This is a genomic window from Devosia sp. (assembly GCF_017744655.1).
Taxonomy (GTDB): Bacteria; Pseudomonadota; Alphaproteobacteria; order Rhizobiales; family Devosiaceae; genus Devosia.
In genome coordinates, this window is sequence record NZ_JAGIAW010000001.1 from 286,030 (window position 1) to 309,995 (window position 23,966).

Below are 23,966 nucleotides of genomic sequence, written 5' to 3' on the forward strand. Positions count from 1 at the left end.
GGTTTGGGGCGTGGGTTTTTCGCGTTTTGGGGCGTGGGCGCTGCGGCTTGCAGGGCTGGTTCTGGTGTTGTTCGGGCTGGTTCAGCCGGCGATGGCGCATCCACACATTTTCATCGATGCCAAGGTGGCTGTCGTCTTCGACGACGCCGGGCGCATCGTGACGCTGCGCAATAGCTGGACTTTCGACACGGCGTTTTCCGTTTGGATGGTGCAGGGGCTCGATACCAATGGCGATGGTGTCGTCTCACCCAAGGAAATGCAGGAACTGGCCGACGAGAACATGGTCGGGCTGGCTGACTATGGGTTCTATACCGTGGCCGGCGACGGGGTGCATTTCACGCCCGCGGGCGACCAGGGCATGCGCTACGACGACAACAAGGTAACGCTCGATTTTTCGATCAATGCCGAGGAGCCGGTTGTGCCGGGATCGCGGTTTGAACTGGGGATTTTCGACGCCGAATATTATGTGGCGATCAGCTTTGCCGATGTCGGGCATGTGACGCTGGAGAATGCGCCGGCAAGCTGTGGCACGGAACTGGTGCCGCCGCGGCCGATGGATAAGGCGACCGAAGACCGGCTCTATGCGCTGGGGCCGGAGGTGCTGGAACTGCCGCCAGATCTAGCGGCGGCAATGCGCGGGACGCAGGGAATGATCGTCATTTCATGTGGCGAAGCGCCAGCGGCGACGACGGCCTTGCAGGCGACGGAGCATGTGGCGCAGGCTCGGCCGGCCGCGCCCTTTGGCGGACCGCCGCCGGAGCGGGGTCTCAACTTGCCGCGCACGGGATTTTTTGGCTGGGTGATGGACCAGCAGAAGGCGTTCTATGCCGCAATGACCAGCGCGCTCGATCGGATGCGGACGGACTGGACGGCATTTTGGGTGCTGGGTGGGCTGAGCTTCCTCTATGGCGTTTTCCACTCTGCCGGGCCGGGACACGGCAAGGTGGTTATCTCGTCATATGTGCTCGCCAATGAGCGGCAGCTGCGCCAGGGCATTGCGCTCAGCGCGCTGTCGGCGCTGCTGCAATCGCTGGTGGCGATCGGCTTTGTGCTGGTCTTGGCCGGGGTGTTGAACCTGACCAGCACGGCCTTAGGCGATGCCGCCTATTGGGTGGAAGTCTTGAGCTATGCCATGGTGGTCGCGCTGGGGCTTTGGCTGATTGCGCGGAAGGTTTTTGGATGGGGGCATCACCACCACCATCATGAAGAGCCGGTGAAGCGCGATATCTGGCATGACCATGATGGTGATCGTGGACATGGCCACGATCACCATCATCACGACCATGGTCACGCACACCATCACGATCATGGTCATCATGGTGAGCATGACCACGCGCACGAGCATCATGCCGAGCACATGCACCACGCCGTCGGGCCGGCCGACCTCAAGGGGGGCTGGCGAGAAAAGCTGGGCGTGGTGCTTGCCGTGGGGCTGCGGCCCTGTTCGGGCGCGCTGGTTGTGATGGTCTTTGCACTATCGCAGGGTGTGCTTTTGGCGGGCGTCGTCTCGGTGCTGCTTATGGGGCTGGGGACAGCAATAACGGTGGCTGTTCTTGCCTCACTCGCAGTGGGAGCCAAGGGGCTGGTCGGCCGGCTTGCCGGAGGCGATAGCGCGCTGGCGCAGAGAATTGTGTGGTGGGCCGAACTGGCTGGGGCAGTCTTCGTGTTGCTGTTTGGCGTGTTGCTTCTTACGGCTAGCCTCTAGAGCCGCTTTCGCCTTGATCTTGCGCAAGTTCGAGCGCGACCCATCGCCGCCTTGCGGCGAAGTGAGAAAGTTCTATGTTGCCGGGAATTCTGGAAGTTTTCCAAACTGGCGCCCCCCATGTCCGATCATCTGCCCCCCAACCATCCTCCCGTTGTCGCGCAAAAAATTGGTGTTGTGCTGCTCAACCTCGGGACGCCCGATGCGACGGACTTTTGGAGCGTTCGGCGCTACCTCAAGGAATTCCTCTCCGACCCGCGCGTGATCGAGACGCCGAAGTGGCTTTGGTGGCCGATTCTCAACCTCGTCATCCTGAATTTCCGGCCACAGAAGGCCGGGCATGCCTATGACATGGTCTGGGACAAGGAGCGCAACGAGAGCCCGCTGCGGGTGATCACCCGCGGCCAGGCCGAGGCCCTAGCCGAGCGCATGAACGGCGATGGTGTGATGGTGGAATACGCCATGCGCTACGGCAATCCTTCGACCAAGAGCGTCCTTGAAAAGATGCAGAAGGCGGGCTGCCAGAAAATACTCCTCGTGCCGCTCTACCCGCAGTATTCCGCTACGACAACGGCAACTGCCAACGACAAGGCGTTCGACGCGCTCAAGGAGATGCGCTGGCAACCTGCAGTGCGCACGGCGCCGGCTTATTTCGAAGACGCCAAATATATCGAGACGCTGGCGCATTCGATCCGGGACGGCGTCGCGGCGCTCGATTTCGAGCCGGATGTGGTGATCACCAGCTATCACGGCATGCCGGTGGAATATCTGCAGAAGGGCGACCCCTACCATTGCCAGTGCCACAAGACGACGCGCCTCGTGCGCGAATATCTCGGCTGGCCGAAGGAGAAGCTGATGGTGACGTTCCAGAGCCGGTTCGGGCCGACGGAATGGCTGCAGCCTTATACCGACAAGACGCTGGAAGAACTTCCGGGCAAGGGGATCAAGAAGGTTGCGATCCTGGCGCCGGCGTTTTCGGCGGACTGTATCGAGACGCTCGAAGAGATCGCGATGGGGGGCAAAGATACCTTCCTTGAGGCGGGCGGGGATAAGTTTGCCTATATCCCCTGCCTCAATGACAGTCCGGCCGGCATGGACATGATCGAAGCCATGGTACGGCGGGAGCTGGGGGGCTGGCTCTGAGCTACCAGCCGGGGCCTAAAAAGTCGGGTGGGGTGACGCGCATTTTGGCGGACCAGCCGACGAGCCAGGAGGCGTCGACCCAGCCGGTGTCGGTGACAAAGCACCAGCGGTCGTCGCGGGTGCAATAGTCGAGGGTGACTTCCGTGCCGTCGGGGATGCGGCCGATGATGCCGTAGAACATGCCGGGGCCGGTGCGGACGGCGACATTGCCGCCGGAGACGCGGGCGGTGGGTTCGGCCAGGGCCGGGGTAATGGTCAGGGCGGCGAGGGCCGCTACGAACAGGATGCGCATGGGGCACTCTTGCGCTGGCACGATGGCGCTTGCAAGGCGCTTAGTAGCGGATCGGGCGCTTGCGCTTGATTTCGGCGATGCGGTCCACGTCGCCGGTGCCGAGATAGCGGCCGCGTTCGAGGATTTCCAGGGTGTATTCCTCATAGGTGAGGCCGATGAGGGCGGCGCGGCGGGCGCGGAGGACGGCGACGTCATAGGGGGCGTCGAAGGCTTTTTTCTTGGCCGCTGCCCATTCGAAATAGCGGCCTATGCCGTTTCGGCCCCAGGGTGGGGTGTGGTCGTCGTCGAGGGGTGGGCCGCCATTGGAGAGACGTTCGGTCATGGGGCGAGTGTGATGCCCCGGGTAAATCTCGTCCAACGAAGGTTTTTTATCGGGACGATTGGGACCGGTTATGAGAAACGGCCGCCCGGAGGCGGCCGTCGGGGAAGAACTTATTCCGCGTCGCGACAGTAATTACTGCGCTGCTACGACGATGCCGGGGGAATAGACCACGGCGCGGTTGGAGAGGTCGACGAAGTAGACGCGGTCCTGGGTGTAGAAATAGCCATAGGCCGGATCGCCCTCGATGGGGTGAATGACAATGGCTTCGGGGACCGCATAGCCGACATCGATGTCGCCTTCGAGCACGACGGGCTCGGTGGGGTTGAGGCGGACATAGTCGACCGATGAGGCTTCGATGCCAGCGCCGGCGCCGATGGTGGCCCCGGCAAAGCCGCCAATGGCAGCGCCGATGGGGCCAAAGATCAGGCCGCCGACGACGGCGCCGGTGACGCCGCCCGCCGTGCCGCCGACAACAGCGCCGCCGGCAGCTTCGGCCTGGGGTTCGCTCTTGATGATCTGGGCATGGGCGACGGTGGGAACCACCAGCGCGGCAGAGGCAATGATCGGAATCAGAAATTTCTTCATTTTTATCTCCTTCGGCTTTCGCCTTTGGCAATGGCGATGAAAACCCGGCGGAGACGGAAATGGTTCCGGTATTTTTGATTCAAGGGCGGCGCGCAAGCGCTTGATTCGGCGTGCAAATCGCTGGGAGTGTGGAATTTTTTACGCGCGTGCGAAAACGCCGCCCGGCCATTGTGGCGTCGCGGTTATACCCCGTGAGGCACGGTGAAAAGCGGCTTTCGCCCCTGAGGATGGTGAAAGAAGAGGCGAAAGCCGCTTCCCACGTTCGGGATTTTTTGCGCACGCCTCGAGCGGCCCCCTTTTGGGGTTTGCGGTCCGGATCGCCGTCGGAAGCATCCGAAGATGCAACGGGGGCTCACCGCCGTCTGGCCGGTGGTCGGCATCCACGCATTCGCCCAGGCGACCCCGAGCAAACCCGACTTCCCGCCCGGCACTTCGTCGGTGCCGCGTGTTATCGGCGGGAACGGAGGAATGATGGCACAGGTTTTCGGTGCGGGGATAAGTTGAATAAGTTTGGGTCGGCCGGCGGACTCTACTTTTGTCGCGCAGGCGCTAGAGTGGGGCAATCTTGGAGGGGAGATGCCGATGCTGGGGTTTTCACGTCTGGGTTTTCCTGCGGCACTGATGGCGGGGTTTTTGGGAACCGCGGCCATGGGGCAGGAGGTGCCGGAGGGCTGGCACCTGCAGGAAGAGGATATGAGCGGGGTCAACGACCTGTTTCTGGCCTGGTACGAGCCGGGCAGCGGCGATGTGGCGATCGCGGTGAATTGCCAGGAGGGGTATGCCGACGTGGTGCTCACCATCTATGTGGATGGGCCGGCGGCGCCGGGCGCGAAGCCGGCGACGGTCGTGCTGGAGGGAGCGGGGACACGCTTTGGCTTCGAGAGCGAGATCAGCGACTACAATGGCTATTCGGTCGGCACGATTACCAGTTTCGGGCCGGAATTGACGGCGCTGCTGCGCGGCGGGTTTGCGGTCAGCGTGGGTGGCGCGGTTTTGGGTGAATTCGGCGCCAAGAGCGGCAAGGGGGAAATCGACCGGATTCTGGAGGCCTGCCCGGCGGGTTAGGCATGGACCGGACTGTTCATATCTACACCGATCGCGGCGCGATCAGCATTCTGCTGGTGGCGATCAAGGGTGCCATGGTGGTGTTCGGGATTTTTATCCTTGCCCAGGCGTTTTTGCGCGGCGAAGTGGGGCAGGTGCTGTGGGTCGGGCTGGTGCTGGTTTTGGGCGGCGCGGTGTTTGGCGGTTATGACTTGGTCAAACTGCTCGACCGCTCGCCGCAATTGACGTTTTCGCCGGAGGGTTTTGTCGATCATCGCGTGGCCCGGCCGGCGGTCATTCCCTGGGAAAAATTCGGGTCGTTCGGCTATCGCGGCGGCGGGTCCTCGGGCTGGACACTGGAGCTTTTTCTCGCCGATGGCGGGCACGTGCTGGTGCCGGCAAGCCATCTGGCGGTGACGCCGAAGGGGTTGGCGCGGCTGGTGCAGGAATATGCGCCGCGGGCCGAGGTGGATAAGCGGTTTCGGCTTTGGTTGGGGTGAGGAGCGAAATATCCTGTTAGTATACTGAATACACGACATTACGAATTCTTACTCAACGACCTACAATGTTGAGTAGGAGGGGCGTATGACACTTGAATTTACACTTCCACCACAACTGTCTCGAGAGGTTTCCGAGGGGCGAGCAGTTTTGTTCCTAGGCGCCGGAGCATCGTTCGGCGCGCAAGATGACAGGGGCAATACAATACCTCTTGCTGGTGAGTTGGGAGAGCTCCTAGCGAGAGAGTTCCTTACATCCTATGATCCATCGGAGCCATTCTCGGTAATATACGACTATTGTTGTAGCTCTGCGGATACTCGGCGCGTTCAATCCTATTTGCGCAAAGTCCTCGAGCCGTTTCAGCCAGCCTCCTACCATAAGCTGTTACCTACACTGCCGTGGCACGGCATCGCTGGTACCAACTATGACCTGATCGTGGAACGTGCTTTTGGTGGCGTTCCTGGTGTGTTGCCGCTGGCGCCGATTAGAGATGATGCGGATTCGATTGAGGACGCCCGCACAGACGGCAAGCTTCCCTATCTGAAGTTACATGGCTGTTTGACGAAGGCAGATGTGGTCGATCCCAGTATGATCGCCAGCACCGAACAGCTCATTCGCTTTCGCGAAGGCCGCAGACTACAGCTGAGCATGTTTATGGAATGGGCTCAAACAAAAACGATAATCTTCGTTGGATATAGACTTTTAGATCCAAATATCAGAACCCTATTTCAAGAGATAATTGCGAGTGGAGATAATAGGCCGCTGCACTATATCGTACTTCCAAATCAGCGACCTGAAGCTTACAGGTATTGGTCAGATCGGAGAGTTCAGCTGATCGATGGAACATTTGAAGGATTTCTGCGCGCCTTGAGCGGCGTGATTGACAAAAATACAGCAACGCTAAGTGGCGTTTTGTCTAGAATGTCTTCTACGTCATTCTCTCGTTACATTGATCGACCGGGCGGCGAGGAGAGTGCGCCTCTAGCGGACTACTTAAACAAAAGGATACAGCACGTCAGTCCGGACAAAATTATTCCGGCTGCTGACGCGAAGAGATTTTACAGCGGTTTCAATCAGGGCTGGGCGCCAATAGCCGCCAATTTGGACATAGCGCGGCCGATAGGTAGGGATCTTCTGCTGGATCAGGTGGTCCCAAACCGATCAAAGAAACAACCAAGGTTAATCATCGTAAAGGGGCATGCTGGGTCCGGTAAAACAGTAATGCTTCGCCGTACAGCTTGGGACGCATTTCATCGGTACGAGCGAATGGTGTTCTTTGTTGCCAGAGAAAATGTCTTATCCGTTCCAGCATTCCTAGAGATGGCGAACCTGTCATCTATCGAGCCGTATATATTTATCGACAATCTAGAGGAGCATCGCCAAGATGTTGAGAAATTTATGGCAGAATTCTCTAGAGTTGGTCATTCCGCAACTATTGTTGCTGCCGTAGACACCAATCATTGGAATATGGTTTGTCTAAATCTTCACCCATTAGTGGATGATGAATATGACATGCGATATCTTTCAATGCCGGAAATTGATGAGCTATTAGAGAAACTTAAGAATCACAATTCACTTGGGTCTTTGAAGGACAAATCAATAGAAGAGCAGCGCGATGAGCTGAAAGAATTGTTCGGGCGGCAGTTGATCGTTGCTCTTTTAGAGGCCACCAATGGAGCGCCACTCTACAATATACTTGCGAACGAGTATCGCTCCATAGAGCCTGTTGAGGCTAGAAATTTGTATCTGAACATTTGTTCTCTGCATCGATTTGGCCCTCCGGTGAGGGCGGGGCTCATTTCGAGGCTCAGCGGAGTGAATTTCGATGAGTTCAAGTCGAAACTTCTACCGCCTCTGGAGCAGATCGTGCGGCTTCGTGATGACGCTCGAACGGGCGATGTCGTATATGAAGCGCGCCATACCCACATCGCGAGTGTGGTATATGAACAGGCGTTTCAAGAAGAAGATGCCAGATTTGACAATGTTATTGATATTGTAAATCAATTAAATTTGGCATTTTCCTATGACTCAGAAGTTCTTTACCAGATAATGAAGGCAGAAAATCTAAGGAAGACATTTGTTAGCAGGGCGAGAGGACGCCTGGTATATGATGCGGCCGAGGAGGTTGCGGGGCCGAACTTTGGACTGCTGCACCAGCGAGCCATTTTTGAAATGAATTCAGCGGTGACTTTCGCCGATTTGGATCTAGCTAAGGAGATGCTGGTCCGTGCAGGCAGAGTTGATGGCGGTGGAGCCCGAAGCCTCAAGCACACGGAGGCGGAAATTGAGCTGCGCAGATCTCGACTGGCGACGGATCCTCTGGAGCGAGAAAGCTACCGAAAGTACGCCATCGAATTGGCCTCTGACCTGACAACTGGTGGTGCTGGTAGTTCTTACCCTTGGCATACAATCCTCAAAGCGAAGATAGATCGCGTCAAGGACGTCATAGAGTTGTCGGGTAGTGATGACCGCGTCGCATTTGCGGAGCTAGACGACGCCATTACCGATGCGGAATCCTCCATTCGAAGAGCATTGCAGCGTTTTCCAAACGAAGCTGTACTGGTAGCTGAGGAAGGCAATCTTCAGCAAATACTCGCTCATTCCACGAGGGCGGAAGAGGCGTTTAGGCGCGCGTTTGATCTGAATCCGCGAAGTTCTCTTATTGCCAAGAAACTAGCGCTGGTCCGACGTGCCAAAGAGGACCTTCCTGGTGCGATCGACGTCCTTCGCCGCTCGTTGGAGCATAACCCTGGCGACGGCTCACTGCACTATGAACTGGCACGTACTCTAATGTCTCTTTCGCCAGACGCAGATCTGTCGAACAGCCAGGAGATATTGTACCACTTGAAGCGTGCGCATCATCAAGGCGCAAAGGACCAGCAGGTGAAATTCTGGTATGCTCGGCAATTGTCATTGTCCGGACAGTGGGAAGAGGCCCGGCCGCTGTTCACTGACATGGGGGCTCTGAGAGTTCCAATTGAAGACAAAAAGCGCGTCAGAGGCATAATTCGCGATAGTGCTAATCAGAACTTGGTGTGCACTGGGCGAGTGGTGGTCGCGAGGGAAACCTATGCGCTGGTAGAGGACGACAGGTTCTCTTTTGTGGCCATAGTTGCTGGTAAGGACATGCCCTTGACCGGAGTAAGGGAAGGGCAAGCTCTAAAATATGAAGTGGGGTTTACGCTGAAGGGCCCGCAGGCCATCAACGTAATATCCTACTAGGAGTCAGAGTGCTCAGTCCACTTCCCCCGACAACGTATCCAACTCCATCTCGCGCAGCCGCTTGACCTCGTCGCGGAGCCTTGCTGCCTTCTCGAATTCCAGGTTCGTCGCGGCTTCGCGCATTTCGCGTTCGAGGTCTTTGATGACCGTCGCGAGGTTGTCGCCGGTGACGACCTTTTCTTTGCCGTCCTTGCCTTTGCCAATTGAGATCGTGACGTGGTCTTGTTCGTAGACGCTGTCGACGATGTCGTTGATGCGGGCTTTTACGCTCTGGGGCGTGATGCCGTTGGCGGTGTTGTAGGCGATCTGCTTTTCGCGGCGCCGGGTGGTCTCGGCCAGGGCGCGTTCCATGGAGCCGGTTTCTTTGTCGGCATAAAGGATCACGCGGCCATCGACGTTGCGCGCGGCGCGGCCGATGGTCTGGATGAGACTGGTTTCGGAGCGGAGGAAGCCTTCCTTGTCGGCGTCCAGAATGGCGACGAGGCCGCATTCGGGGATGTCGAGGCCTTCGCGCAGCAGGTTGATGCCCACCAGCACGTCGAAGGCGCCGAGGCGCAGATCGCGGATGATCTCGATGCGCTCGATGGTGTCGACGTCGGAGTGCATGTAGCGCACGCGAATACCCTGCTCGTGCATGTATTCGGTGAGGTCTTCGGCCATCTTCTTGGTGAGGACCGTGCAGAGGGTGCGGTAGCCCTTGTTGATGGTCTGGCGGATCTCGTCGATGACGTCGTCCACCTGATGGGTGGCGGGGCGGATTTCGACCGGGGGATCGATGAGGCCGGTGGGGCGGATGACCTGTTCGGCAAAGACGCCGCCGGCCTGTTCCATTTCCCATGAGCCGGGCGTTGCCGAGACATAGACCGATTGCGGGCGCATGGCGTTCCACTCCTCGAAGCGGAGGGGGCGGTTGTCCATGCAGCTCGGGAGGCGGAAGCCGTATTCGGCGAGGGTCGCCTTGCGGCGAAGGTCGCCGCGATACATGGCGCCGAGCTGGCCGATGGTGACGTGGCTTTCGTCGACGAAGACCAGCGCATTGTCGGGCAGGTATTCGAAGAGCGTCGGAGGGGGCTCGCCGGGGCGGCGGCCGGAGAAGTAGCGGGAATAGTTTTCGATGCCGGCGCAGGAGCCGGTGGCTTCCATCATTTCGAGATCGAAGAGGGTGCGCTGTTCCAAGCGCTGGGCTTCGAGGAAGCGGCCAGCGCCGTTGAGTTCCTGCAGGCGGCCCGCCAGCTCCTGGCGGATCATCTTTATGGCGCCGGTGGTGGTGGCGCGGGGGGTGACGTGGTGCGAGTTCGCATAGATGCGGATGAATTTTCGTTCGCCGATGGTCTTGCCGGTCAGCGGATCGAATTCGACGATCTTTTCGATCTGGTTGCCGAAGAGCGAGACGCGCCAGGCGGCGTCTTCATAGTGGGACGGGAAGATTTCCACCGTGTCGCCGCGGACGCGGAAGGAGCCGCGGGTGAAGGCCTGCTCGTTGCGCTTGTATTGCAGGGCGACGAGCTTTTGCAGCATTTCGCGCTGGTCGATGCTCTCGCCCTGGTGCACGTCGATGATCATGGCGGAATAGCCTTCCACCGAGCCGATGCCGTAAATGCACGACACCGAGGCGACGATGATGACGTCGTCGCGCTCCATCAGCGCCCGCGTCGCCGAGTGGCGCATGCGGTCGATCTGCTCGTTGATGGTGGATTCCTTCTCGATATAGGTGTCCGTGCGCGGAACGTAGGCCTCCGGCTGGTAGTAGTCGTAGTAGGACACGAAATATTCGACGGCGTTTTCCGGGAAGAAGTGCTTGAACTCGCCATAGAGCTGGGCGGCGAGGGTTTTGTTGGGCGCGAGGATCAGGGCCGGGCGCTGGGTGCGCATGATGGTCTGGGCGACGGTGAAGGTTTTGCCTGAGCCGGTGACGCCGAGGAGGACCTGGTCGGTTTCGCCGTTGGAAATGCCTTCCACCAGTTCGCCGATGGCGGTGGGCTGGTCGCCGCGGGGCTCGTAGTCGGTCACGAGCTTGAAGGGTTTTCCTCCCTCAAGTTTCTCTGGGCGTTCCGGGCGGTGGGGGACCCATGGCGAAGAACCTTCCACTTCCTTGCGGCCGTGGAGAATGATCTGTTCGAGCGCCTTCACCGTGGCGGTGACGCCGACGGTGGTCGCGTTTTCGAGGGACTCGCCCTTGCGGGCTTTGTTCTTTTTGACCGAGGCGTCGAGAGCTTCGCGCAGCTTGGCCTGGGCTTCTGGGTCGGCAGCGGCGGCGCGGGAGATGTCGCGGGCGGTTACTGCCTTAGAGGGCATGTGGCCGAAGCCGGCTTGCGGGGCTTCGCCAAAGCCGTCGAAGTCGACGCGGTCGACGGAATTGATCTTGGTCTTGCCGGCCTTGGCGGCCATGCCGGTGGCGGTGTCGTAGTTCGACTTGGTGGTGCGGCGCTTTTCGAGCGGGGTTTTGGGAGCAGCCGCTTCCTTCTCGGCCGCGTCGGCGCGATCAAGGGCGCGCTTGTTCTTCATGCGCTCGGCATAGAGCGGCTTATTGGCCAGAAGGTCCTCGGCCTTTTCGATCTCGGCGAAGAACTCGTCGATGGAAAATTCGGCTTTGCCGGGGCGAGTCGTCTTGGGGGCCATGGCGCGGGCTCTTCTTCAGCAGAACGGATGGTGCAGGGTGACCCTAAGATGGGTGTCCTGTCACGCAATGTCAGCAGGGAAACGGAGCGCGGCTCTTAACATATTGTGAACGGAGAGGGAACGGGGCCTCAGGCTGCGTCGGCCTTGGCCTCAGCGTCGGCAGTGTCTGCGGGGGCCGGGGCTTCGACGATGCCGTTGATGCGGGCGAAGCCGCGTTTCAGGGCAGCGAAGACGTCGGGGTCGATGGCTGTGCCGACGCCACGCTCCATGGTTTCGAAGGCGGTGTGGACCGGCATGGCCTTGCGATAGGGGCGGTCGGCGGTGAGGGCGTCGAAAATATCGGCGGCCGTGACGATGCGGGTGTCGCGGTCGATCTCGGCGGCGCCGATGCCGAAGGGGTAACCCTTGCGGTCGAGCCGTTCGTGGTGGTCGCCGGCGATGCGGGCCATGGAGCGGAAGGCGCTGATCTTGGAGAGAATGATGCGGCCGAGTTGCGAGTGGCTGCGGACCTGCTCCCATTCGTCCTCGTCGAGCGGGCCGTTCTTGTCGAGCACGGTATTGGAAACGCCGAGCTTGCCGATATCGTGGAGAAGAGCGGCGCGCTTGAGCCAGCGGCGGTGTTCGGCATCGTAGCCGAGCTCTTCGGCGATGAGATCGGCGAAGAGGGAAACGCGGTCGCTGTGGCCGGCAGTGAAGGGGCTCTTGGCGTCGACCACCTGCGCAAAGCCGGCGGCAATGTCGTCGAGATAGTCTTCGTCGACCGAGCGCACGAGGGTTTGCGGTTCGAGATCGGCGACGCGATCCGGCAGGTCATTGGCAAGGAGCGGAAGCCAGAAGAAGGCGTCGCTTTCCAAGGTCGCGACGATCGAGACCAGTTCCGGGTCGAACCAGCGGCCGGACCTGCTTTTCACTTCCGCGACGGCGGCGGGCGCGCCGCCGCGCATGAAGAAGACGTCGACCACCTGCGAGATCAGGGCAATGCGGGCAAAGAGGGAGATATCGCGGCCGCGACGCTGTAGCGGCTGGCCGGAGCCGTCCCAGTGTTCGTCGAGGTCGAGAATGCCGTGCGCAACGGCTTCCGAGAAATGCATGTTGCGGACGATGTCGGCGCCGCGCTGGCAGCGCGTTTCGATCAGTTCGCGAGCGATTTCGCCGCTGCTGCGCGCAACACTGATCATGGTCTGCAGGCGTTCGACGAAGCCGGATTTTCGCGCCGTGTTGGCGAGCAAAAACCGCAAAACCTCAGGAAGCTTGTTGTCGATCAGCTTGTAGGAGCCTTTGAAGCTCAGGTCGTCGGTTAGATAGAGCTTGCAGATACGCGCGGCATTGGAGCTGCAGCCGATGTCCTTGAGCAGGAGCGTGTAATAGAGGTCGGACAGGGATGCTTCGGAAAGTCCCAGGCGCTTGCCGATATGCATGCCGATCCAGCAGCAGCGCAGGCTATGGCCGATCGGCTGACCCTCGGTGAGGTCCAGGGCGTAGCTGAGCGCACCCACGACTTCCGAGAGATGAACGACGTCCTTCATGCCTGCACTCCCATGCTTCCATGTTCAGTTCTAAGGGAAAACTCTTAATGGGAAGCATCGGGCGTCCATCGCATTGGATGGGCCGCGTGTGGTTGGGGTCGTTTCACCCTTTCTTTGGAGCGACGAAATGGCCTCGTATTGTCGCGTTTTCGGTCCTCGGGTGAGGGCCGAGAAGGGAAGTGGGGGGCCACTTTTCCTGCTTAGAGCTGGGTCAGCAGGCGGGGATGGGGTTTTCCGCCCATACGGCTGACATCTTGGCGATGCTGGAGAGATGTGACCCACCCATGGGGTCGAACATGCCGTGGTCGAGACCGGGGAATTCCCAATAGGTCAGGTTGCATCTGATGTCGGTGGTGAAGGCATCGGCTGTGGCGCGGGCGGCGGCGAGGGGCGAGGAGGTGTCTAGGCCGCCCTGGATGAGGAGAAAGGGCGTATCGGTCTCGCGCATATAGTCGATGGAGCGGTGATCGAGAATGTCGGCCCAGAAGCGATAGGCGTGGCCGGCAAAGAGCTCGCTGCTGTCGGGATTGGCACGGGCGGCGGCGAAGCCGGCCTCGATAAATGCATGGCCTTCAGGCGGAACGGTGCTTTTCACCATGTCGCCAAAACTGGTGCCGGTGGCGGAGGAGAAGATGATGGCGGCATCGGGATCGAGCCTGCTGGCGAGGATAGCCATGGCCAGGCCACCTTCGGAGCCGCCGAAAAGGACGAGGTGGCCGGGCTGCGGGCCGAGCGCGGAAAGGACGGCTTCGTAGTCGTCGATGCGTTGCGAGACGGTATAGCGATCATAGAACTCGGTGGGGCAATTGCCTTCGTCGATGTCCATCTCCGGCGCGATGCCGGCTTTTTCGACGATCAGGGTGTGATAGGCGGAGAAGGCGGCGCGGACGGTGGCGAGCGCGGCATTTTGGGCGCCGGGGCGGCAGCCGGAACCCTGGCTGAGGACGAGGAGGCCGGCGACGGGTTCGGCGGCGCGGTCGATTGTGTAATGGATTAGACTGCCGTCCGGGCGGGCGAGGTCATGGGCTTCCGGGGCCGCGCTGGCCGCGCCGGTGAGCATGACAAGGGCGACGAGGCTTTTCATGTCGTGGACCGGGCGCCGAAATGGAGAAGGAGAGGCAGCAGCGAGAGGGCCGCGAGGGTGACGAGGGGCAGGGGCGCGGGGTGGATGAGGGCGAGGGTGATTTCGCCGTGAATCTCGGCCATGGGCATGGTGACACCGATATTCGTGGCGGCGGCGAGGGTGGAAACGGCGAGCGCTGCGATAACCGGCCAGCGCATGGAGGCGCGGCGGCGATGGGCGGCAAGAATGGCGGCCCAACTCAGGATGACGGATGCCGTGAGCCAGAGGACTGCGACGCCAGAGCCAAGATCGATCAGGGCGGGGCGGAGAGGCGTCGAGGCTGCGGCGATGAGGGCCAAGGCCCCGAGGATTGCCAGGACGATCTGTGAGACGAGAGGCAGGCCGAGATAGACGAGGGCCGGCCAGCGCGATGCCATGCTGCGAAAACGGTTGTCGGCGAGCATGGGTAACAGCAGGGTGTCGTGGGAACCGAGGCGCTGCAGGGCATCTCGTTCGGCCTCGTGGCGGGACTGGCCGTGGGTTTGGAGGTGCTCGGTGAGATCAGCGTGATGATCCGAGAGCTCCCTGACATAGCGGTTCACGCGGCGCGGCGAGAGGCCGGCGCGGAGCAGTTCTTCGCGGAGGTCAACGAAATGGTCAGGCATGACGGGGCGCCTCCAGAACATTGGCGATGGCGCCGGTGAGCGTGCGCCAATGGGCCGAGAGTGCGTCGAAGCGTTCGCGGCCAGTAGGAGTGACGGAATAATAGACGCGGCTGCGGCCATTGATGGTCTGGCGGCGGGTGGAGAGGGCGCCGTCGCGCTCGAGCGTATGGAGCAGCGGATAGATGACGCCTTCGGCGAAGGTGAGTTGATCGGCGCTGGTCTCGCGGATGGCTTGCACCAATTCGTAACCATACATTTCCCGATCGCGCAGCAGGCGCAGGACCAGGAGTTCAGGGACGCCGTTGAGGAAGACGGATGGAGTGGGGGGCATTGCTTATACCTATTGTTGCTATGTATATGCCTTGCGGCGATAGGTATGTCAATCCATGCGCGAAGCGCGCGGTATTGTGATGGGCCTTTGGCGGAACGGAGCGGGGTTGGTGGCGGTTTCTTCGGGAGATGAAAGGAGATTGACCATGGACCACAGCCATCACGTACGCCTTTCCAGCACCGAGCTTGTCCCGGCAATGCTCGAAGGGGCGATCATTTATGATGTCGATGACGAAAAGGTCGGCACTGTCGATCATATCGACGGGGTTGGGATGGACAGTACGGCCGTTGTCGATGTTGGGGGATTTCTCGGCATTGGCGCGAAACCGGTTGCGCTGCCGTTACATGAACTGGACTTCATGCGCGACGAGGGCGGCGAAATTCATGCCATGACGTCGTGGACGAAGGAGGAGCTCAAGCAATTGCCCGAGCATCCGCGGCACTGAAGCCCGATCGACGAAACGAAAGAAGGCCCGGCATGACCGGGCCTTTTCGTTTTCGTCAGTAGTAGGTCTGATAGCTCGAGACGTTGTTGGCGTAGGACGGGTGGAGGCTCGACTGGCTGCTGACATAGACTGCGCAGCCGCCGCCGAAATTGGGGTCGCGGCAGATTTCCACCTTGCCGGTGCCGATGATCTTGAAGCTTTCCACTTCATTGTCCCAGCCGGGGACGAGGAAGGTGGAATTGGCGCCGATGGCGACGCAGGCACTCTGGCCGGTGAACTGGATGCCGGTATAGAAGCAGGCCTTGTCGCCATTCTGCGGCGGCTGGGGCTGGGGCGGCTGCGGCGGGGGAGCGGGCTGGTTGCCGACGCCGAAGGAAATGGACGGGCCATTGGGGCCGACGGTGACGCCGAAATTGAACGGGATGTCGTCCTCTTCTTCCTCGTCGGCATCGTCCTGGATGGCGGCGGGCTTCAGGTAATTGGCCGCGACCCAGCCGTCCTTGCCGGCCTGGCGGTCGACGAAGCACCAGGAGCCCTGGCATTCCTGGACATCGACGAGTTCGCCGGCTTTGAGCGCGCCGAGCTTGGCGAAATTGGTGCCCGGGCCGGAGCGGACATTGACGCCGCTGGTGGCGACGCCTGGCTGGGCCAGGGCGGCGCTGGTGCCGACGATCAGGGTGAGCGTGGAAAAGAGTGCGGTGATTGCGATGGTCTTGGTCATTGGGTTCAGTCCCTCAACTGCGGGTACGGCCCTCCGCCCCTCCCGCTTTGTTGAGGCCAGTAAAGTTCACCGGCGCTGAACTGGTACTGAATGGGCCATTTACTGTTCCGGCATGTATTGTTGTCCGGCGTTCATAATTTCCGTGATTTGACAGAAGGCGATTTTCTTTTAGCGTGCCGGGCTTGCTTCCGAGGGACACGGATGACGGATTGGTTGTTTTCGAGTGGGCGGCACACGCATGTCGCTGATTTCGCAGAGCGCGAACGGCTGAGCTTTCGATATGGGGCCGCCAAGGCCTATCTCGAAGAGACGCTGGTGCTGCCGGGTCTGTGGCTCTATCGCAGCGAGGCGACGCCCGATTGCCGTTTCAGTATCGAGGTGGAGGCCGGGGAGCCGAGCCGGGGACGGCTCATTCTCGGGGCCATCCTGGCGAGCCGGGGCGTTGTGAGCCTTGAGGGTTGCGGGAATGAAGCGTGGCGCGAAGACGGGCGGGCCTATGTAATGACGCCGGTGGAGCGGCGAGCGCGCTACGAGATCGATGCGCATCGAGGATGGCGGGCGGTGTCGCTGCGGCTTGAGCCGGAGGCACTGGAGCTGGTGGGCGGCGACTCCAATCTGCCCGAGCTGTTCAAGGATACGCTCGACCGAGGCAAGGAAGACGTCCTGGGCATGGCGACCTTACCGGCAAAACTGCGCCTGGTGGCGCAGGAACTGCTGCGGCCGGCCTTTCGCGGGCCGATGAACCGGATTTTCCGGCAGGCCAAGGCGCTGGAATTCCTGGCCTATCAGTTCAGCGTGCTCGACCGGTCGCATGAGGCGGACGATACATTGCCCGCCCGCGACCTGGCGAAGGTGCGGATGGCGCGTGACCGGCTGCTGTTCGACCTGCGCGAGCCGCCCGATCTCGAGGCGCTATCGAAGGATGTCGGGCTTTCGCCCAAGCGGCTCAATCGTGGTTTTCGCCAGCTCTATGGCACGACGGTGTTCGCCTTTCTGCGCGATGCCCGGCTCGATGCGGCGCGGCAGGCGCTGGAGGAGGGCACGCCTTTGCCGCTCAAACAGCTCGCCTGGGAACTGGGCTATGCGCAGGTGAGCAATTTTGTCACCGCGTTTCGACGGCGCTTTGGCGTGACGCCGGGGGCGTGGAAGCGGGGCGAGGAGGAGGTCTAGGCCGTTATGGCGAAGCGCAAATGGTTTTGACTGACAGGCGCTTCCGTTGAGCGCGCCAGACGAGTCCCCTAATTGGCAAAGCCGGTCCGCAAGGGCCGGTTTTTTTCTTTTGGGAGATATTCATGGCTGGTCGTGCTTTTGGGACACGGAAACGGCAGGTCAGGGGCCGGTGGTTGCTGGCAGGGGCGCTGATGGCAACCACGGCGCTGGTCATGGCTCCGAAGGCAGAGGCACAGAACAGGATTGACTATTTTCCGCACACGCCGGGACTTGTGGACGGGTATCGCATCTGGGCCATGAGCGGCAATGGTGCCTATCTGGCGGGTGCGGCGCTGAATACAGGCCCGAACATTTTTCGGGCTGCGCGATGGGATACGAGCGGCAATGTCCTCGATCTTGGCAGTGATATTGGTGCAAGCTCCTATGTTACGGGGCTTTCGTTCAATGGCAGCGTGGCTGTCGGACACTCCGAATTCAACCTTATGCCGGGAGCGTTCCGGTGGACTGAAGACGGCGGGCTCGAATATATCGGCTCGCTCGGCGGCACCCGCAGTTGGGCCTATGACGTATCGAGCGATGGCAATGTGGTCGCAGGGCTCGCGCGGCGCAGCGACTTCCGGGACCGCGGTTATGTCTGGATAAAGGACGCGACGACCGGCGTTGCGTCCAATCCGCAAATGCATGAGTTGCCGACGGTCAATGGCGCGATCAGTTCCATTGGCATAGGTGGTATTTCCGGAAACGCCCGCTACGTCACGGCATACGAGGTGGATGGCCTCGGGTTCTGGCATGCTTATCGCTATGATGTCAGCGACATCGAGAGCGGTGTCGTCACGCACATTGACATTGGCTCACTGGGTGGCGGCACGATAAATCCGGAAGATATTTCCGAAGATGGCAAGGTGATAGTCGGTTATGCCGCCCAATCGCCGGCAGATGGAGGTAATTCGCGGGCTTTTCGTTGGGTCGAGGGGAGCACCAGCGGCTATAGCGGCGGGGCCATGCACGACCTTGGAACGCTTGGTGGCGACAGCAGCTGGGCTTATGCCGTCTCCGGCGATGGTGCCGTTGTGGTCGGCACGGCGGAGACGGCCGGGGCCGAATATGTCGCTTACCGCTGGGCCGAAGATACGGAAATGATTTCGGTGGCCGATTGGTTGCGAGCCGCAGGGGTGACCGTCGATGTGACGCTAGCGGAAGCCACTGCCACGAACCAGGATGGCAGCATCGTGGCGGGGACGATGTGGAACGCTGATGGGGAGCGCGTCCCCTACATCGCACGAGCAGTTGCTGGTCCCAAGCCGAGCAATGGCTTGATGGATGTGGCGGAATACAATGCCACGCTCTATGGCGCGGCGGGCATTGCCAATGTGGGTGAGTTTCTGACCTGGCTGCCGATGAATGGGGCGCATCATCGGCCATTGATGCTGACGTCAAATCTTTCGGGTGACATGTGCGCCTGGGCGACGGGGGATTTTGCCCATTATGGCCAGAGTGGCGCGAACCTGGCGCTGGCGGAGGCCGGGGGTTGTGTCGACCTAGCGGGTGGCTCGGTGCGGTTGGGCGGTGCGGTCGGCACGACGGCTTCGTGGCAGGCACTATCGCTCGGTGGAGCGGCCAATATGGTGGGGCAATATGTGCTGGGCGAGGTGGACTGGCAGCCGGATGGGACGCCACTGCTGCTGTCGGTGACCGGCATGCTGGGCGGATGGAACGCCAAGGTGGACCGGGCCTATTCCAATGGCGCGGCGACGGCGATGTCGAGTGGACAGACCAATGCCATGGGTGGCGTGGTGCGGGTGCGGGCGGATTGGCTGGAAGCGGCTAAGATCGGCAATACCAGCTTCAACCCCTGGGCCTCGGTGGCATTCGGGGCGCTGCATGTGGACGGGTATAGCGAGAGCGGCGGGCCGTTTCCGGCACGGTTTGCAGCTCAGAATCTGGGCCATACGGACATTCGCGTCGGTGTGACGGCGATCACGGAATTTTCGAAGCAGACCAAGCTCAGCACGACGCTGGAACTGGCGCATCGCACCGGTACGGCCGCGTCGGCCGTGGGGCAGGTGGATGGGTTGTTCAGCTTCTCGCTTGGCGGCGGAACCTATGGACAGACCTGGGGCAGGCTAGGGCTGGAGCTCGACCACAAAGTTAATGATGCGGTGTCGCTGTCGACATCGGTGCATCTGGCGACCAATGGGCGCGATCCAACCGTGGCTATTTCGGCCGGCATCAAGGGAGCTTTCTGATGAAATTTGGGATTTTTCTGGTGGCGGCAGGCCTGATGATGGCGACGCCCGCCGTGGCGCTGACGACCGTGGAGGCGGAGGCCGTGGTCGGGATCGTCGAGCAATTGGCGGCCGAGACCGGCGAGGGCATGGTTGCCGATGCTGCGGATATCTTCTTCGACTATGACGCACTTGGCGCCAATCTGATCCCGGCGGCGGGGTTCGATCGGGCGAGTTGGGTGGTTGCCTATGACGCGGTGGCGAGCGGCTATATGGCGACGATTCCGCTCGATGACTTCAACGCGGTTTTTGAGGAACCGCTGGCCTTGCTGGAAGGCTCGGCGCTGCCGGACGACCAGAAGACGATGATGCGCGAGCATATGGAAGGCCTGATCGCGGAAGCGCAGGCCGTGCGTGAACAGGGCGTGGTGCATGTCGAGGCGGTGCGGCCGCTGGAAAGTCGGCTCCACGCATTGTTCTTTGGAGAGTTCGGAGAGTAGCGGCTCGCTCCGGATAATGGGCCGCCACGCAGAATACTGCGGGCGGCTCATTTTGTTTATTCTGCAGCCTGCATGCGGGCCGGGACGCCGGCAGGCATGAAGAAGATATAGGCGGCGATGAGCACGCCGGCGGCGGTCAGCAGCGAGCCGATGGCGACCAATGGCTCCATGCCGGTATTGCCCTTGAGCAGCAGATAGAGCGAGACGCTCATGAGCGCGACGCCTGACGTGTAGATCCAGAAATGAACGCGGGGCAGCAGACCCTGGGACTTGGCGGGATTGAGCGCGTAATAGCCGCCGAAGATCGCGGACGTCACCCAGCCGAGCAGGTTGATATGGGCGTGGGCGCCGATAACGTCGTGGTTCTGGCTGATCGACATGGCAAGGCCCAGACCGATGCCGACGACCAGAAAGAGAATTCCGGCACGAAAGAAGAGATGCGAAATTGCAGGCATGATGATTTCCCCCGAAAAGCCGGCGGAACAAGGCTCCTCAACCTCCGCCAGCGACAGGGAATTGTAGCGTTTTTGTTATGTTTTTTCCAGCGGTACGCGTCTGTCAGTCGGGGTTGCCAACCACGGTGACCGGGGCGCGGCGCGGGGTGTCGTCGTCAGCCTTTTGGGCCTCGGTCGCGCGTTGTTCCATTTCCTCGGTTTCATGGGCGCGGCCATCCGGGCCGCGTCGGGTCATGGGGCGTGTGGCAGAACTGATTTCCGGGCGGGTGACGGGTTTGTTCATGGGCTCCTCCTTTGCCTCTGTGGCAAAACGCTGACGGCGCTGTCACAGTTCACGACCAACCTTACCGACCTTGCCAAGAGTTCATGCCCTCGCAATCTCGTGAAGAGTTTTCGATCGATAGGGTCGTGTTGTTCCGGTTCTGCCGGTTTCCCATGCAAGGAAAACACTATGACCTCCACCTCGATCAAAACTCTCATGGCAGTCGTTGCGACTGCAATCGGATTGAGCGCCGTGGCTCCCGCCATGGCCCAGCCGGCTCCCCCGGCGCCCGACGCTGCCACGACCCAGGAAGATGTCGGGCCGGGCAATCAGGCTTTCCGTCCGCAGGGCGGTGGGCCGCGCCAGCACGGCGGCGCCGGCGGCTTCTTCGATTTCTCGCGTGGTGGCGAGGGCATCGAGATTGCACTGGTGCGTCTAAGCCATCGTCTGGACCTGACCACGGACCAGCAGGCGTTGTTCGATACGCTGAAAACTTCGGCTCTGGCCGCAGCGGAAGATTTTGCGACCGCGACCGAGGGCCTCCGCCCGACGCGGCCGGCGGAAGGCGAACAGCCGGCAATGCCCGATGTGGCGCAGCGGCTCGAAACACGGATTGCCTTCGAGAGGGCGCATGTTGCAGCGCTTGAGGCGGTGCAGCCGTCCGTTGCGGCATTTTTCGACAGCCTGACAGATGAACAGAAGGCCGAGCTGATGCCGGCGCAGGGCGAACATGGTCCGCGTGGCCAACATGGCGGTCAGGGGCCGCGCGGCTTTGGTGGCGGTAACCGCTAACCTATAAATCCGGCTCCCGTGTCTCCTTCGGATATGGGAGCCGGCCAGCGGCGCGGACCTGCGTCGCGACAAGCCCGGCTCTCAACGGCCGGGCTTGCTTTAATTTTCAGCTTCTCTACCAATCGATCACTCTTTGACGGATCGATGATGACCAATCTGCCTCTGGACCCGGCGCGTATTCGCGCACTCTTCCCCGCTTTTGCCGAGCCGAGCCTGCAGGGCCAGGCGTTTTTCGAGAATGCCGGCGGTTCCTATACCGCCAAGGCAGTGCTCGATCGGCTGGAGCACTATTACCGTGCGACCAAGGTGCAGCCCTATGGGGTCTATCCGGCTTCGATAGAAGCGGGGGAGGCGATGAACCTTGCCTATGAGCGGATTGCGGCGGCGCTTGGTGTTTCGGCGGACTGGATCCACTTCGGGCCGTCGTCCTCGGCCAACAGCTATGTGCTGGGCAATGCCTTTGGTGGCTGGTTGAAGCCGGGCGATGCCATTGTCGTTACCAATCAGGACCATGAGGCCAATTCGGGCTCGTGGCGGCGGTTGGCACAGAAGGGCATCGAGGTGCGCGAATGGGGCGTCGACGGACAGACCGGACGGCTGGCGTTGTCGGCGCTCGATGCGGTGCTCGACGAGAAGGTGAAGCTGGTTGCGGCGCCGCATTGCTCCAATGTGGTGGGTGAGATCAATCCGGTTGCCGAGATTGCCAAGCGGGCGCATGCCGTTGGTGCGGTGCTGGCGGTGGATGGGGTGAGCTATGCGCCGCATGGGCTGCCGGACTTGGCTGAGTTGGGCGCGGATATTTATCTGTTCTCGGCCTACAAAACCTATGGGCCGCATCAGGGGGTGATGGCCGTTCGGCCGGAACTGGCGATGCAGTTGCCGAACCAGGGTCACTTCTTCAACGACGCCAAGCCGCGCTATCGGTTGACGCCGGCTGGTCCGGATCATGCGCAGATCGCGGCGTCGGCGGGGATTGCGGACTATCTGGAGCAGGTGGCCGAGATTGCCGGGGGCGAGGGCAATCCGTTTCGGCGGGCGCACAAGGCGATGCGGGCGCAGGAAATCGCGTTTGCGCGGCCGCTGCTCGACTATCTCAATGGGCGCAATGATGTGAACCTGGTGGGTCCGGGCGATGCGGAATTGCGGGCGCCGACGATTGCGCTGCGGCATCGCGAGCCGGGTGTGGAGGTCGCGAAGCGGCTGGCCAAGCACGGGATCATGGCTTCGGGCGGGAATTTTTACGCCTGGCGATTGATGGAGGCGCTGGGGATCGATCCGCAGCATGGCGTGCTGCGCCTGTCGTTCGTGCACTACACGAGCCCGGAGGAAATCCAGAGTCTCATCAAGGCTTTGGATGCAGAACTTTAGAGGGTGATTCATCTCTCTCCGCGCCGCCAAACAGAGGTCCCCGCTTTCGCGGGGATGACATCGGGGGTGGGGGAGCAGCCTGCCCGAAACCGTCAACGAGAAACAAAAGAATGTCACGTCCACTCGCAGCCTTGCTTTTGCTGCTTTGCACAATGTTTTGGGGTTTTGCCTTTGTGGCGCAGAAGTCGGCCATGGGGTCGATTGGGCCGCTGAGTTTTGCCGGGGTGCGGTATATTATTGGCGGGCTGCTGGTTTTGCCGCTGGCGATCAATGAATGGCGGCGGCGCAAGGTGGAATTGTCGCGCGCGCAATGGCTGCTGGTGGGCGTGTTGTGCTTTGCCTTTTTCATGGGATCGTGGCTGCAGCAGGCGGGGCTCGCGACGACGACGGCGACCAATGGCGGGTTTCTGACCGGGCTCTATGTCTTCTTCGTGCCGCTGATCGGCTATTTTGCGTTTCGCGTGCGGCCGCATCCGATTGTCTATGTCGGCGTGCCGCTGGCGTTGGTGGGGATCTATTTCCTCAATGGCGGCGGGCTATCGAGCTTCAATAGTGGCGACTGGCTGATCGTGGGCAGCGCGGTGTTCTGGGCTATGCATGTGCTGACGCTGGGGCATCTGGCCAAGGAGACGGGGCTGCCGATCTTCGTTTCGGCGGTCAGTTTCCTCGTGGCGGGGGCTGTGGCGCTGGCCATTGCCCTGCCGGTCGAGGCGCCGACGGTTGCGCAGATTTCGGATGTCTGGGTGCAACTGGCTTATGCGGCCGTGCTTTCGACGGCCGTCGGCTTCACGCTGCAGGCCGTGGGGCAGCAATATGTGCCGCCGGCCAATGCGGCGATTATCTTGTCGGCCGAGAGCCTCTTTGCGGCGCTGGGCGGAGCGGTGGTGCTGGGGGATCGATTGCCAGTGGTGGGCTATGCCGGGGCGGCGCTGCTGTTCGTGGCCATCGTCATGGTGGAAGCGGTGCCGGCGCTTTTGGAGCGCCGGAGGCTGCCTGAAGTGCGGGCGACCAATTAG

General features: G+C 61.0%; 23 protein-coding genes. 12 read left to right on the forward strand and 11 right to left on the reverse strand.

Annotated elements, in window-relative coordinates:
• Positions 1-10: 10 nt before the first annotated feature.
• Positions 11-1,705: a DUF1007 family protein gene (locus tag J7557_RS01390; RefSeq protein ID WP_291416604.1), complete on the forward strand. Its 1,695-nt coding sequence runs from the start codon at positions 11-13 to the stop codon at positions 1,703-1,705.
• Positions 1,706-1,822: 117 nt separating this feature from the next.
• A complete protein-coding gene (gene hemH / locus J7557_RS01395) occupies positions 1,823-2,845 on the forward strand; it encodes a ferrochelatase (RefSeq protein WP_291416606.1) in 1,023 nt (340 codons plus the stop codon).
• Position 2,846: 1 nt separating this feature from the next.
• Here the strand turns inward: hemH and J7557_RS01400 are convergent, their stop codons facing one another.
• The 3 genes from J7557_RS01400 to J7557_RS01410 all read right to left on the reverse strand — a co-directional run bounded on the left by J7557_RS01400 (position 2,847) and on the right by J7557_RS01410 (position 4,044).
• Positions 2,847-3,137 carry an SH3 domain-containing protein gene (locus J7557_RS01400; RefSeq protein ID WP_291416608.1) on the reverse strand — a complete coding sequence of 97 codons (291 nt, stop codon included), beginning with the start codon at positions 3,135-3,137 and terminating at the stop codon, positions 2,847-2,849.
• Between the two features lie 40 nt (positions 3,138-3,177).
• On the reverse strand, positions 3,178-3,459 hold the full coding sequence (locus J7557_RS01405; protein ID WP_291416610.1) for a hypothetical protein: 282 nt from the start codon (positions 3,457-3,459) through the stop codon (positions 3,178-3,180).
• Between the two features lie 132 nt (positions 3,460-3,591).
• Complete coding sequence (locus J7557_RS01410) at positions 3,592-4,044, reverse strand: DUF1236 domain-containing protein (RefSeq protein ID WP_291416611.1); 453 nt, start codon at positions 4,042-4,044, stop codon at positions 3,592-3,594.
• A 582-nt stretch (positions 4,045-4,626) separates the two neighbouring features.
• Here J7557_RS01410 and J7557_RS01415 point away from each other — a divergent pair.
• From J7557_RS01415 to J7557_RS01425, 3 genes are all read left to right on the forward strand, one after another.
• Complete coding sequence (locus J7557_RS01415; RefSeq protein ID WP_291416613.1) at positions 4,627-5,109, forward strand: hypothetical protein; 483 nt, start codon at positions 4,627-4,629, stop codon at positions 5,107-5,109.
• A gap of 2 nt (positions 5,110-5,111) precedes the next feature.
• The gene (locus J7557_RS01420; RefSeq protein ID WP_291416615.1) at positions 5,112-5,588 is read left to right on the forward strand and encodes a hypothetical protein; all 477 of its coding nucleotides are present in this window, start codon (positions 5,112-5,114) and stop codon (positions 5,586-5,588) included.
• Between the two features lie 85 nt (positions 5,589-5,673).
• Complete coding sequence (locus J7557_RS01425; RefSeq protein WP_291416616.1) at positions 5,674-8,808, forward strand: SIR2 family protein; 3,135 nt, start codon at positions 5,674-5,676, stop codon at positions 8,806-8,808.
• Between the two features lie 12 nt (positions 8,809-8,820).
• Here the strand turns inward: J7557_RS01425 and uvrB are convergent, their stop codons facing one another.
• From uvrB to J7557_RS01450, 5 genes are all read right to left on the reverse strand, one after another.
• On the reverse strand, positions 8,821-11,427 hold the full coding sequence (uvrB, locus tag J7557_RS01430) for an excinuclease ABC subunit UvrB (RefSeq protein ID WP_291416618.1): 2,607 nt from the start codon (positions 11,425-11,427) through the stop codon (positions 8,821-8,823).
• Positions 11,428-11,555: 128 nt separating this feature from the next.
• Positions 11,556-12,953, reverse strand: a complete 1,398-nt coding sequence (locus J7557_RS01435; RefSeq protein ID WP_291416620.1) for an HD-GYP domain-containing protein — start codon at positions 12,951-12,953, stop codon at positions 11,556-11,558.
• Between the two features lie 211 nt (positions 12,954-13,164).
• Positions 13,165-14,037, reverse strand: a complete 873-nt coding sequence (locus tag J7557_RS01440; protein ID WP_291416622.1) for a hypothetical protein — start codon at positions 14,035-14,037, stop codon at positions 13,165-13,167.
• A complete protein-coding gene (locus J7557_RS01445) occupies positions 14,034-14,681 on the reverse strand; it encodes a hypothetical protein (RefSeq protein WP_291416623.1) in 648 nt (215 codons plus the stop codon). Before J7557_RS01445 ends, J7557_RS01440 begins: the two co-directional genes overlap by 4 nt.
• Positions 14,674-15,012 carry a PadR family transcriptional regulator gene (locus tag J7557_RS01450; protein ID WP_291416625.1) on the reverse strand — a complete coding sequence of 113 codons (339 nt, stop codon included), beginning with the start codon at positions 15,010-15,012 and terminating at the stop codon, positions 14,674-14,676. Before J7557_RS01450 ends, J7557_RS01445 begins: the two co-directional genes overlap by 8 nt.
• Positions 15,013-15,157: 145 nt before the next feature.
• Here J7557_RS01450 and J7557_RS01455 point away from each other — a divergent pair, with 145 nt between their 5' ends.
• Positions 15,158-15,457 carry a PRC-barrel domain-containing protein gene (locus tag J7557_RS01455; RefSeq protein WP_291416627.1) on the forward strand — a complete coding sequence of 100 codons (300 nt, stop codon included), beginning with the start codon at positions 15,158-15,160 and terminating at the stop codon, positions 15,455-15,457.
• Positions 15,458-15,512: 55 nt separating this feature from the next.
• Here J7557_RS01455 and J7557_RS01460 read toward each other — a convergent pair whose 3' ends face one another.
• Positions 15,513-16,178 (reverse strand): SH3 domain-containing protein, encoded by a 666-nt coding sequence (locus J7557_RS01460; protein WP_291416629.1) that lies wholly within the window; start codon positions 16,176-16,178, stop codon positions 15,513-15,515.
• A 201-nt stretch (positions 16,179-16,379) separates the two neighbouring features.
• On the opposite strand from J7557_RS01460, the gene J7557_RS01465 reads away from it, so the two are divergent.
• The 3 genes from J7557_RS01465 (at position 16,380) to J7557_RS01475 (ending at position 20,073) form a co-directional block, all read left to right on the forward strand.
• Positions 16,380-17,348, forward strand: coding sequence for an AraC family transcriptional regulator (locus J7557_RS01465; protein WP_291416630.1), 969 nt, complete (start codon positions 16,380-16,382; stop codon positions 17,346-17,348).
• A gap of 122 nt (positions 17,349-17,470) precedes the next feature.
• Complete coding sequence (locus J7557_RS01470; RefSeq protein ID WP_291416632.1) at positions 17,471-19,594, forward strand: autotransporter domain-containing protein; 2,124 nt, start codon at positions 17,471-17,473, stop codon at positions 19,592-19,594.
• Positions 19,594-20,073: a hypothetical protein gene (locus tag J7557_RS01475; protein WP_291416634.1), complete on the forward strand. Its 480-nt coding sequence runs from the start codon at positions 19,594-19,596 to the stop codon at positions 20,071-20,073. Before J7557_RS01470 ends, J7557_RS01475 begins: the two co-directional genes overlap by 1 nt.
• 56 nt (positions 20,074-20,129) lie before the next feature.
• Here the strand turns inward: J7557_RS01475 and J7557_RS01480 are convergent, their stop codons facing one another.
• Together J7557_RS01480 and J7557_RS01485 are read right to left on the reverse strand one after the other, a co-directional pair.
• A complete protein-coding gene (locus J7557_RS01480) occupies positions 20,130-20,528 on the reverse strand; it encodes a hypothetical protein (RefSeq protein ID WP_291416636.1) in 399 nt (132 codons plus the stop codon).
• A 103-nt stretch (positions 20,529-20,631) separates the two neighbouring features.
• Complete coding sequence (locus J7557_RS01485; RefSeq protein WP_291416638.1) at positions 20,632-20,811, reverse strand: hypothetical protein; 180 nt, start codon at positions 20,809-20,811, stop codon at positions 20,632-20,634.
• A gap of 168 nt (positions 20,812-20,979) precedes the next feature.
• On the opposite strand from J7557_RS01485, the gene J7557_RS01490 reads away from it, so the two are divergent.
• The 3 genes from J7557_RS01490 (at position 20,980) to J7557_RS01500 (ending at position 23,966) form a co-directional block, all read left to right on the forward strand.
• Positions 20,980-21,582 (forward strand): Spy/CpxP family protein refolding chaperone, encoded by a 603-nt coding sequence (locus J7557_RS01490; RefSeq protein WP_291416640.1) that lies wholly within the window; start codon positions 20,980-20,982, stop codon positions 21,580-21,582.
• Between the two features lie 147 nt (positions 21,583-21,729).
• Positions 21,730-22,950: an aminotransferase class V-fold PLP-dependent enzyme gene (locus J7557_RS01495; protein ID WP_291416641.1), complete on the forward strand. Its 1,221-nt coding sequence runs from the start codon at positions 21,730-21,732 to the stop codon at positions 22,948-22,950.
• Positions 22,951-23,060: 110 nt separating this feature from the next.
• Positions 23,061-23,966: a DMT family transporter gene (locus tag J7557_RS01500; RefSeq protein ID WP_291416643.1), complete on the forward strand. Its 906-nt coding sequence runs from the start codon at positions 23,061-23,063 to the stop codon at positions 23,964-23,966.

What these genes read in the sequence shown, in the direction of transcription:
- J7557_RS01415 (WP_291416613.1), top strand. Translation starts at nt 4,627, where the DNA reads ATGCTGGGGTTTTCACGTCTGGGTTTTCCTGCGGCACTGATGGCGGGG.
- J7557_RS01435 (WP_291416620.1), bottom strand. Translation starts at nt 12,953, where the DNA reads ATGAAGGACGTCGTTCATCTCTCGGAAGTCGTGGGTGCGCTCAGCTAC.
- J7557_RS01425 (WP_291416616.1), top strand. Translation starts at nt 5,674, where the DNA reads ATGACACTTGAATTTACACTTCCACCACAACTGTCTCGAGAGGTTTCC.
- J7557_RS01480 (WP_291416636.1), bottom strand. Translation starts at nt 20,528, where the DNA reads ATGCCTGCAATTTCGCATCTCTTCTTTCGTGCCGGAATTCTCTTTCTG.
- J7557_RS01450 (WP_291416625.1), bottom strand. Translation starts at nt 15,012, where the DNA reads ATGCCCCCCACTCCATCCGTCTTCCTCAACGGCGTCCCTGAACTCCTG.
- J7557_RS01420 (WP_291416615.1), top strand. Translation starts at nt 5,112, where the DNA reads ATGGACCGGACTGTTCATATCTACACCGATCGCGGCGCGATCAGCATT.
- hemH (WP_291416606.1), top strand. Translation starts at nt 1,823, where the DNA reads ATGTCCGATCATCTGCCCCCCAACCATCCTCCCGTTGTCGCGCAAAAA.
- J7557_RS01445 (WP_291416623.1), bottom strand. Translation starts at nt 14,681, where the DNA reads ATGCCTGACCATTTCGTTGACCTCCGCGAAGAACTGCTCCGCGCCGGC.
- J7557_RS01410 (WP_291416611.1), bottom strand. Translation starts at nt 4,044, where the DNA reads ATGAAGAAATTTCTGATTCCGATCATTGCCTCTGCCGCGCTGGTGGTT.
- J7557_RS01455 (WP_291416627.1), top strand. Translation starts at nt 15,158, where the DNA reads ATGGACCACAGCCATCACGTACGCCTTTCCAGCACCGAGCTTGTCCCG.
- J7557_RS01400 (WP_291416608.1), bottom strand. Translation starts at nt 3,137, where the DNA reads ATGCGCATCCTGTTCGTAGCGGCCCTCGCCGCCCTGACCATTACCCCG.
- J7557_RS01440 (WP_291416622.1), bottom strand. Translation starts at nt 14,037, where the DNA reads ATGAAAAGCCTCGTCGCCCTTGTCATGCTCACCGGCGCGGCCAGCGCG.
- J7557_RS01500 (WP_291416643.1), top strand. Translation starts at nt 23,061, where the DNA reads ATGTCACGTCCACTCGCAGCCTTGCTTTTGCTGCTTTGCACAATGTTT.
- J7557_RS01470 (WP_291416632.1), top strand. Translation starts at nt 17,471, where the DNA reads ATGGCTGGTCGTGCTTTTGGGACACGGAAACGGCAGGTCAGGGGCCGG.
- J7557_RS01475 (WP_291416634.1), top strand. Translation starts at nt 19,594, where the DNA reads ATGAAATTTGGGATTTTTCTGGTGGCGGCAGGCCTGATGATGGCGACG.
- J7557_RS01460 (WP_291416629.1), bottom strand. Translation starts at nt 16,178, where the DNA reads ATGACCAAGACCATCGCAATCACCGCACTCTTTTCCACGCTCACCCTG.
- J7557_RS01465 (WP_291416630.1), top strand. Translation starts at nt 16,380, where the DNA reads ATGACGGATTGGTTGTTTTCGAGTGGGCGGCACACGCATGTCGCTGAT.
- J7557_RS01495 (WP_291416641.1), top strand. Translation starts at nt 21,730, where the DNA reads ATGACCAATCTGCCTCTGGACCCGGCGCGTATTCGCGCACTCTTCCCC.
- uvrB (WP_291416618.1), bottom strand. Translation starts at nt 11,427, where the DNA reads ATGGCCCCCAAGACGACTCGCCCCGGCAAAGCCGAATTTTCCATCGAC.
- J7557_RS01490 (WP_291416640.1), top strand. Translation starts at nt 20,980, where the DNA reads ATGACCTCCACCTCGATCAAAACTCTCATGGCAGTCGTTGCGACTGCA.
- J7557_RS01485 (WP_291416638.1), bottom strand. Translation starts at nt 20,811, where the DNA reads ATGAACAAACCCGTCACCCGCCCGGAAATCAGTTCTGCCACACGCCCC.
- J7557_RS01405 (WP_291416610.1), bottom strand. Translation starts at nt 3,459, where the DNA reads ATGACCGAACGTCTCTCCAATGGCGGCCCACCCCTCGACGACGACCAC.